General features: G+C 53.7%; 11 protein-coding genes. 5 read left to right on the forward strand and 6 right to left on the reverse strand.

The annotated features are described in order from the left end of the window. Nucleotides 1–118 precede the first annotated feature (118 nt). Nucleotides 119–403 (reverse strand): pyridoxamine 5'-phosphate oxidase family protein, encoded by a 285-nt coding sequence (locus tag BM022_RS13920; RefSeq protein ID WP_256209194.1) that lies wholly within the window; start codon nucleotides 401–403, stop codon nucleotides 119–121. 226 nt (nucleotides 404–629) lie between these two features. On the opposite strand from BM022_RS13920, the gene BM022_RS15620 reads away from it, so the two are divergent. Next, nucleotides 630–983 (forward strand): hypothetical protein, encoded by a 354-nt coding sequence (locus tag BM022_RS15620; protein ID WP_091140265.1) that lies wholly within the window; start codon nucleotides 630–632, stop codon nucleotides 981–983. Nucleotides 984–992: 9 nt separating this feature from the next. Here BM022_RS15620 and BM022_RS13930 read toward each other — a convergent pair whose 3' ends face one another. The 3 genes from BM022_RS13930 to BM022_RS13940 all read right to left on the reverse strand — a co-directional run bounded on the left by BM022_RS13930 (nucleotide 993) and on the right by BM022_RS13940 (nucleotide 2538). Continuing rightward, nucleotides 993–1193, reverse strand: coding sequence for a hypothetical protein (locus BM022_RS13930; protein WP_091140267.1), 201 nt, complete (start codon nucleotides 1191–1193; stop codon nucleotides 993–995). A 292-nt stretch (nucleotides 1194–1485) separates the two neighbouring features. Further along, nucleotides 1486–1707 carry a DUF4113 domain-containing protein gene (locus tag BM022_RS13935; RefSeq protein ID WP_256209195.1) on the reverse strand — a complete coding sequence of 74 codons (222 nt, stop codon included), beginning with the start codon at nucleotides 1705–1707 and terminating at the stop codon, nucleotides 1486–1488. A 15-nt stretch (nucleotides 1708–1722) separates the two neighbouring features. After that, a complete protein-coding gene (locus BM022_RS13940; RefSeq protein WP_091140269.1) occupies nucleotides 1723–2538 on the reverse strand; it encodes a hypothetical protein in 816 nt (271 codons plus the stop codon). A gap of 473 nt (nucleotides 2539–3011) precedes the next feature. Here BM022_RS13940 and BM022_RS13945 point away from each other — a divergent pair, with 473 nt between their 5' ends. Together BM022_RS13945 and BM022_RS13950 are read left to right on the forward strand one after the other, a co-directional pair. Beyond that, nucleotides 3012–3251, forward strand: a complete 240-nt coding sequence (locus tag BM022_RS13945) for a helix-turn-helix domain-containing protein (RefSeq protein WP_091140270.1) — start codon at nucleotides 3012–3014, stop codon at nucleotides 3249–3251. A gap of 19 nt (nucleotides 3252–3270) precedes the next feature. Then, the gene (locus tag BM022_RS13950) at nucleotides 3271–3978 is read left to right on the forward strand and encodes a hypothetical protein (RefSeq protein WP_091140272.1); all 708 of its coding nucleotides are present in this window, start codon (nucleotides 3271–3273) and stop codon (nucleotides 3976–3978) included. A gap of 446 nt (nucleotides 3979–4424) precedes the next feature. Here BM022_RS13950 and BM022_RS16185 read toward each other — a convergent pair whose 3' ends face one another. Next, nucleotides 4425–4598 (reverse strand): hypothetical protein, encoded by a 174-nt coding sequence (locus tag BM022_RS16185; RefSeq protein ID WP_256209196.1) that lies wholly within the window; start codon nucleotides 4596–4598, stop codon nucleotides 4425–4427. A gap of 18 nt (nucleotides 4599–4616) precedes the next feature. Between BM022_RS16185 and BM022_RS13960 the strand changes: the two genes are divergently transcribed. Next, nucleotides 4617–5114: a thermonuclease family protein gene (locus BM022_RS13960; RefSeq protein WP_091140273.1), complete on the forward strand. Its 498-nt coding sequence runs from the start codon at nucleotides 4617–4619 to the stop codon at nucleotides 5112–5114. After that, nucleotides 5098–5796 (forward strand): SOS response-associated peptidase, encoded by a 699-nt coding sequence (locus BM022_RS13965; RefSeq protein ID WP_091140275.1) that lies wholly within the window; start codon nucleotides 5098–5100, stop codon nucleotides 5794–5796. Before BM022_RS13960 ends, BM022_RS13965 begins: the two co-directional genes overlap by 17 nt. 29 nt (nucleotides 5797–5825) lie before the next feature. On the opposite strand, the gene BM022_RS13970 is transcribed toward BM022_RS13965, so the two are convergent. Continuing rightward, the gene (locus tag BM022_RS13970) at nucleotides 5826–6110 is read right to left on the reverse strand and encodes an HU family DNA-binding protein (protein ID WP_091140276.1); all 285 of its coding nucleotides are present in this window, start codon (nucleotides 6108–6110) and stop codon (nucleotides 5826–5828) included. Nucleotides 6111–6340: the final 230 nt, after the last annotated feature.

The raw sequence follows: 6340 nt of genomic DNA on the forward strand, positions 1-6340 counted from the left end.
GGTCCAGCTCTTGGCGGACGGAGATTCTGCTGCCATGCCTGCTATGAATTTCGTGTGCCTCTACAGGGCACGTGCGGATGAGTTAAAAAAGGAGCGATGATTTCCGTAGGGCTTGGTTTCAAGGGGGCCTAGGAGTTTTCAACAGCCGCCCCGATTCCTCGTTTAGATCCAGTTTCCGATGTTCACCCAACGCATCGGTATCACCCGTCACCAGCGCTTTCACAACTCCGTATGCCCGTGCAGTAGCCCTGTCGGGCGCATCCCAATATTCGACTGCCAAGATCCTGACTTTGAGCAAAGCGAGACCTGGATCGTCCAAGTCCTTTGGGAACCAGGGCTTGAGCCACGGAGACCATAATGCCCGCATCTTCTCCTTGTCGTGCACCAGCTCCAAGCTAAACACCGGTCGTGCTGGCCGCGCTCCTATCGCGGTCGATAGTGACGACCGCGTTACAAGACCAACGCTCTCTGGCTCTAGCTGTCAGCAGAGACCTTTCAGAGGCCGGGTTGATGAATCGCGGGTAAGGCTAAATAGGGGAGAAATAGGTGGTTCACCGGCCCTCGTGAATGACGAGGGCCGGTCATCGGTCCTCCTCAATGAGTAGGGCCGATCGAACCCTACTTTGGGGATGTCGGCATCAGCCGATCTCTACGGGCGCTCTCAAAAACTGACCCCTATTCCCGAGGCCGAGCGCCGCCTGGGGGAGTTGATAACCGCTCAGAAAGCCACTCTTGGAATGAATACGGGCGCTGCGGAGACGGGTATCAACCAGTACACAGAGGGGCGGTCGTCAGAAACGACCGCACCAAAACTCGCTGACATGGGGATTAGCAAAGACCTGTCCAGCCGGTCCCAAAAACTAGTGCGATTCCTGAAGCCGAGTTCGAGTCGGAAGTGGGGGAAGTCGCGTGACAGTCTGATTCTGATACCCATCCGTCAGCCTGGCCTAATTTTCGGGAAGGTGGGTGTTGCAGCGGTGTAGCGCCGCGCCCTAGCCAGCCTGCGTCTTTGCGGTTCTGGTGGTAGAGGTTGAAGGTCGAGAAGTCGTCTGCTGTTCCATGGTAGAAAACTCGGGGCCGTCCTCGGGAATCGCGGGTCCACGAATCGGCAGCTCCATTATCAGCGCCCCGATTTCCTCGCCCGTTGTCGCCTTGTCCATCTTTGCCAGCCACTCTTTTTGGTTGTACGCCATTGAACCACCTCCAGAAGTTTCTTATGCCCTCGTGAGTCGGGTGTATCCGTTGGCCGAGACTGTTGGACGTGGGATACATTTTGCCCATCGACAGCTGTTCTATCCGAAAGATTATGGTTGAACGGCGACCGATTGCGAAGATCGTCCGTACTATATACAATGAGGCTGTCAGGGGTCGCATTGACTTGGGGCTGCCGCGAATTGAACGCGGCTGAGTTCTCAAGCCAGTCGCGGCCTTTGAGTTTTGGAAGCCGCTATCCTGCCTTCCATATAGAACGATCTATTCCTTGCGTCAGCTCACCGCTGGCAGCTCATCCCAGTCCCCTGTGTAGTTTGGACTCTTGAAGCTGCGGCGCATCGACCAGGTCCGATCGACTCCCTCAGACGCCAGATGGATCGTGCTGCGCCGATACTTCCTGTTGATCTGATCCACCGCCTCCATCAGCCGGCCCGATTTGTTACCCTTCGACGAGAATCCTAGCAGGTCTGCCTGCTGCCCTCCTTCCGCAACCAATTCCTGATTTTGGGCTTACCAGAGATTTTCTGATTCCCGCGCAAGCGCCTCTAACCCGATTCGTTCTGTAAATCCACGCTCCCCGATTTTGAAAATTACGTCACATAACACGTAACTGATCATGCTGCGGGGAAGCTCAAAGTTTCGCCTGAAGTTTTTTACGGCATATCCCTCTGCCCGAGCGGTATCGGCCGCCCGCTGACAGGCCCCCGCCATGAAGTTTCCCGCGTGGGTGTGGTTTGTTTTTCTTCTGACCAGGAAATCCGCTGCATTTCTCGCCCCCTGCCAAATGATGTTGTAGCACTGCCCAACCGAGAAATCGCGAAGGATGTTCCTCAGCATGTCCTTTATGGCTTCATCGCCTTGCACGTGAAGTTTTCTCTCGTCGAGGCAATAATCATAAAACTCCTTACACTCGGCAAGCGCAAGATTTAACCAGTTCTCTTCCACTTCTGCGTACCAGTGCTCGGGCCAGTTGCCGGTAAGGGCGCGGTCCTCAATGTCCTCCGCCAGCTTGAGATTCTTATCGATATCCCCGGTCCAGCAGACTTTTTCCGCCGTGAAAGTCACCTGCGAACCCTGATGGAAAATGCTGCCGACCGGTGAATGCTCCGATATGCTGATTAATCCGGACTTCCGAAGCAAGTCCAACAATGTTGACCCATACTCGGCCGGGGCAAATGGCACAGGATTGGCCTCAAGCGGATCGTACAACCCCTTCTTGTTGATTGGGCAGCATCTATAGAATGCAAGAAATGCCACCCCCAGCGAAAGTGGGAGTGCGTCCACCGAGTAGCTGGAGCAAACATAACGGTCCCGCTCGGCTTTCATCGCTTGAGTTATTAACGCCTGGCGGCGAGCTTCTTCTTCCGCTGCCGCCCGCGTTCGCTGTTCCTGGCAATGCTTGCACCGACATCGATTGCCTTCCTCGTGATCACATGCTGAACAGTGTATTTTGGGTGATGACCTATAAGATGAACGGCTGGGTAAGTCCTGCACCATGACACTGCCGCAGACTGGGCAGGGGTGCTCGAGAACCCGGGGGGGTAACCTGCTCCAAAGCTGGCTCGGTGTACATTTAATATTGAATTCCCTAACCAGATCGGACACCTTCGCGCCGGAAACGTATTTCTCCATGAGCGTCTCTTTCTCAGCACTGCTCAGATGTTGGATATCCGGGTGGGGAGTTAGCTTGTTCATTCAATCTGACCAAAATGACAAAGTTCCGGAAATATAGTAGAAATAAGTATAATTGTCACTCATAGAGCGTGGTCTCATAGTACCCTGATCCAGAGAATCTGGGGATGGCGAAAAATGAGAACCCGTCCGATCCACGAACCTTGTTTGGAAAGAGATTGGCACAGGTACGTAAGGAACGCGGCTGGTCGCAGGAACAGCTCGCGCTTGAGAGTGGACTGGCGCGCAGCTATCTTGGTGGGGTTGAGCGTGGGCAAAGAAATATCGCCCTGCTCAATATTTGTCGACTGGCTGAAACTCTTGATGTGCCGGCGTCACGCCTGATGGAGTTCGAAAGCACGTTGTAAACGGAAACGAAGGTCAATAATGAGGAAACGAGAGTATTTCAATTTCATCCCGTTTGCAGAATTGCCGCGACGGCGACGGCGGGACCTCTACGTCAGCCTGCGCTGGAGGATCACCCAGGAAGGGAGTAAATACGGTGGCAAGTTCACTACCCATCTCATGCTTGATGAGCCGGGCCGGCCCAAGCTATACAACCAATCGTTTCAGGTCTATTTTCCTGGAACCGACGGGGTCACCATTTGGAATGCCACGATTTTTACCGCGACTGACGAATTCTGGAGCAAAACGTGGAGCATGGCTTCAGAGCGCGCATTTTCGCTTCTATCCGAAGAGCAAATAAAACAGGAGCGCATGGAATTGGAAGGGCCTTTTAGAAGGGCAAATGGGGAAAAATATTACATGATTGCTGAGCGACCAGAGCCAGCTTACGACTGTTTCGGCGGGTTGACGTTGCGCGAATATAAAGAGAAAACCGAGCTTGAAATCATAGAAAACGAGCCACCGGCAATTTATGAATCGTTCGAGCGCGATCTTGGCTATGAATATGGGATTGGTTTACGGACAATTGTCCAGGCAGAGGAAATCAATCGGGAGGTGATTTACTCGATCATTGACAGATTTCGTCAAGTCGGGGAAACCGACTGGCAAAGTGAACAGCCGGTCCCAAGAGAAGTACTGCCGTTTGAAACCCAGGAAACGGCGCTCTCCAAGGTGAGGTATTCCCCCTAGGTCTCCATTGGCCGCACCGTGGGACGCGCAACCCCAGAGCGGCCCACGAGCGCGTGCTGCCGCGTCAAATAACCGCGGTCGCCGAGGCAGCTGATGGCCTTTCGGATTCTTGACAACCGCCAGGATTTGCGCGAATCTCTCACAACGCCAGCGGGCACATACGCTGCTAGATTTGGGGAACCGAGTCCTACCGGCCTGTTTTCAGACGCTGGCGTACCTATTTCAGCGGCTGCTGCGTTTCCTCCCTCTGTATAACATCGAACAACGTTCGATTCCCTTCCTTTCCTCTCCTACGGGTTGATGTTGAGCCGGATTCGCTTTCGAGTCGAGGAATAATGTACTTCAATGCTTCTCCTTGCCGAGTCCGCTGCAAAGGTTTCCCAGCACGCCAACCAATGTCTCCATGCCGTCAGTCAGGAGCTGTGCCTGAGCCTCATTGGACTCGCTCATATTACCGATGCCTGAGTTTCATCTAGCGGTAATTTGCCATGCCTTGCTTTGTAATGAGCAAGATTGAGCGCAAGTAATCTTGCACATTCTGCAAGCTGTTCTTTCGTTGCCTTCTGAATTAGCATGTCAGCCAGTTTGTAGTATTGTTCAAACGTCGATAGGTCAGCCATACCTTTTCCCTGCCCGAAATGCCACACTTTAACTCAGCATTGAAATTCACACTCGGTGCATTATGTGTCCTCTATTTATCAGCTGCACAGGCTGCATCCTTCAGTGGCAAAGTGGTGGGCATAGCAGACGGGGATACCCTCACGGTTCTGACCGCATCGAAGAAGCAACACAGGATACGCCTGGCCGAGATTGATGCACCCGAGAATGCCCAGCCGTTCGGAAGCAAGTCGAAGCAATCGTTCTCCGACTTATGCTTCGGCAAAGAGGCGGAAATCACCCCGCTTGTGAGGGACCGTTATCAACGCATCGTCGCCCGGGTTAAATGCGCGGGCGTGGATGTGAATTCAGAACAGGTAAATCGCGGCATGGCTTGGGTATACCGGAGATATGCCAAGGATCATGATCTGTATGTGCTGGAGCATGGCGCGAAAGCGGAGAAGCGGGGCTTATGGGCCGATTCTTCTCCTACTCCACCTTGGCAATGGCGAAAAAATAGCAATGTGCGGCAGGTTTGAACAGTCGGAGACGCCCCGCTATTATGCAGACGCGCTGAGCGCCCATATCAGCAAGCAGCTCAAAACGTTGGGTGACAATAGCCCGTCCTATAATGTCGCCCCCGGCCAACGTCCATGGATGATCATGCTCCACAGCGGCGAGTTGCTGTTCATCGGTATGAACTGGGGCTATCGCACTCCAAAGGAAGCCGCTGAGAAGAAGAAACCCTGGATATGCGCCCGAGTGGAGAAGTCGCGGACGGGAAGTTACTTCCGGCACATGTTCAGCGAAGGGCGCGTGATCATTCCCAGTGGTGGGTGGTATGAGTGGTCGCTGGAGAATGGTAAGAAGCAGCCCTGGTACATCACCCGCAGAGCGAATGCCCCAATATTCATGGCTGGGCTGACAAACTTTCGGCCCGACGTCGAGCAGACGGTGGAAACCGGTTTCGTGATCGTGACTGAAGACTCAGGGGCCGGGATGGTCGATATTCACGACCGACGACCGGTAGTGCTGGAGCCGGAGGATGCGTTAGCCTGGATGAACCCTGACACCCCGGTTGAAGAAGCCGCGCAGATCGCGCAGACGAGATCAATCTCGACGGAACAATTCGTCTGGTGGAAGGTGGACCGGGCAGTGAACCGGGTTGATCCGAACAACAACGGGAAGCACTTGTTAGTACCTATAAACGAGAGTGCCTGAAACGTATAGTGCTTTGACGGTCCTGATCCTTACTTTCCGCCGCCATTGACGGCAGCCTTCAACGTTGCGCCTGTTTTGAAGGCTACAGTCTTGAATGCCGCAATCTTCAGTTCCTCGCCAGTCTGGGGATTACGGCCACTCCGTGCTGCACGTTCACGAACTTCAAAGGTACCAAATCCGACCAATGACAAGGAATCACCCTTTTGCAGCGTGTCGGAAATAATCTCGACCAGCGCGGCGACAGCGCGCTCTGCCTGCGCGTTATTCGAGCCGGTTTTGGTTGCCATTGCTTCAACAAGTTCTTTTCTATTCATTCTGTGATTCTCCGTGTCAAATGATCTGGGATCCGCATGTATGCCCAAAGCCTGCTCTCATTGGCTCACGCCCGCAATTGGCCGACTGGAGCATGGTTCGATGTCAACGCCGGTTTAAAACTGACCCACTTTTTGGTTATTTGGCCGGAATAAAACTGACCCACCCGGACATTTAATTTTACTAAGCCTTGACCTTTACATGCCCGGCTTTGCGTTTATCCTTGAGCCGG

The organism is Nitrosospira sp. Nsp14, assembly GCF_900113575.1.
GTDB lineage: Bacteria > Pseudomonadota > Gammaproteobacteria > Burkholderiales > Nitrosomonadaceae > Nitrosospira.

Bases quoted from the DNA above. Each gene is read 5' to 3' on its own strand.
- BM022_RS13940 (WP_091140269.1), bottom strand. From the start codon at position 2,538: ATGAAAGCCGAGCGGGACCGTTATGTTTGCTCCAGCTACTCGGTGGAC.
- BM022_RS13960 (WP_091140273.1), top strand. From the start codon at position 4,617: ATGCCACACTTTAACTCAGCATTGAAATTCACACTCGGTGCATTATGT.
- BM022_RS13950 (WP_091140272.1), top strand. From the start codon at position 3,271: ATGAGGAAACGAGAGTATTTCAATTTCATCCCGTTTGCAGAATTGCCG.
- BM022_RS13970 (WP_091140276.1), bottom strand. From the start codon at position 6,110: ATGAATAGAAAAGAACTTGTTGAAGCAATGGCAACCAAAACCGGCTCG.
- BM022_RS13965 (WP_091140275.1), top strand. From the start codon at position 5,098: ATGTGCGGCAGGTTTGAACAGTCGGAGACGCCCCGCTATTATGCAGAC.
- BM022_RS16185 (WP_256209196.1), bottom strand. From the start codon at position 4,598: ATGGCTGACCTATCGACGTTTGAACAATACTACAAACTGGCTGACATG.
- BM022_RS13945 (WP_091140270.1), top strand. From the start codon at position 3,012: ATGGCGAAAAATGAGAACCCGTCCGATCCACGAACCTTGTTTGGAAAG.
- BM022_RS15620 (WP_091140265.1), top strand. From the start codon at position 630: ATGTCGGCATCAGCCGATCTCTACGGGCGCTCTCAAAAACTGACCCCT.
- BM022_RS13930 (WP_091140267.1), bottom strand. From the start codon at position 1,193: ATGGCGTACAACCAAAAAGAGTGGCTGGCAAAGATGGACAAGGCGACA.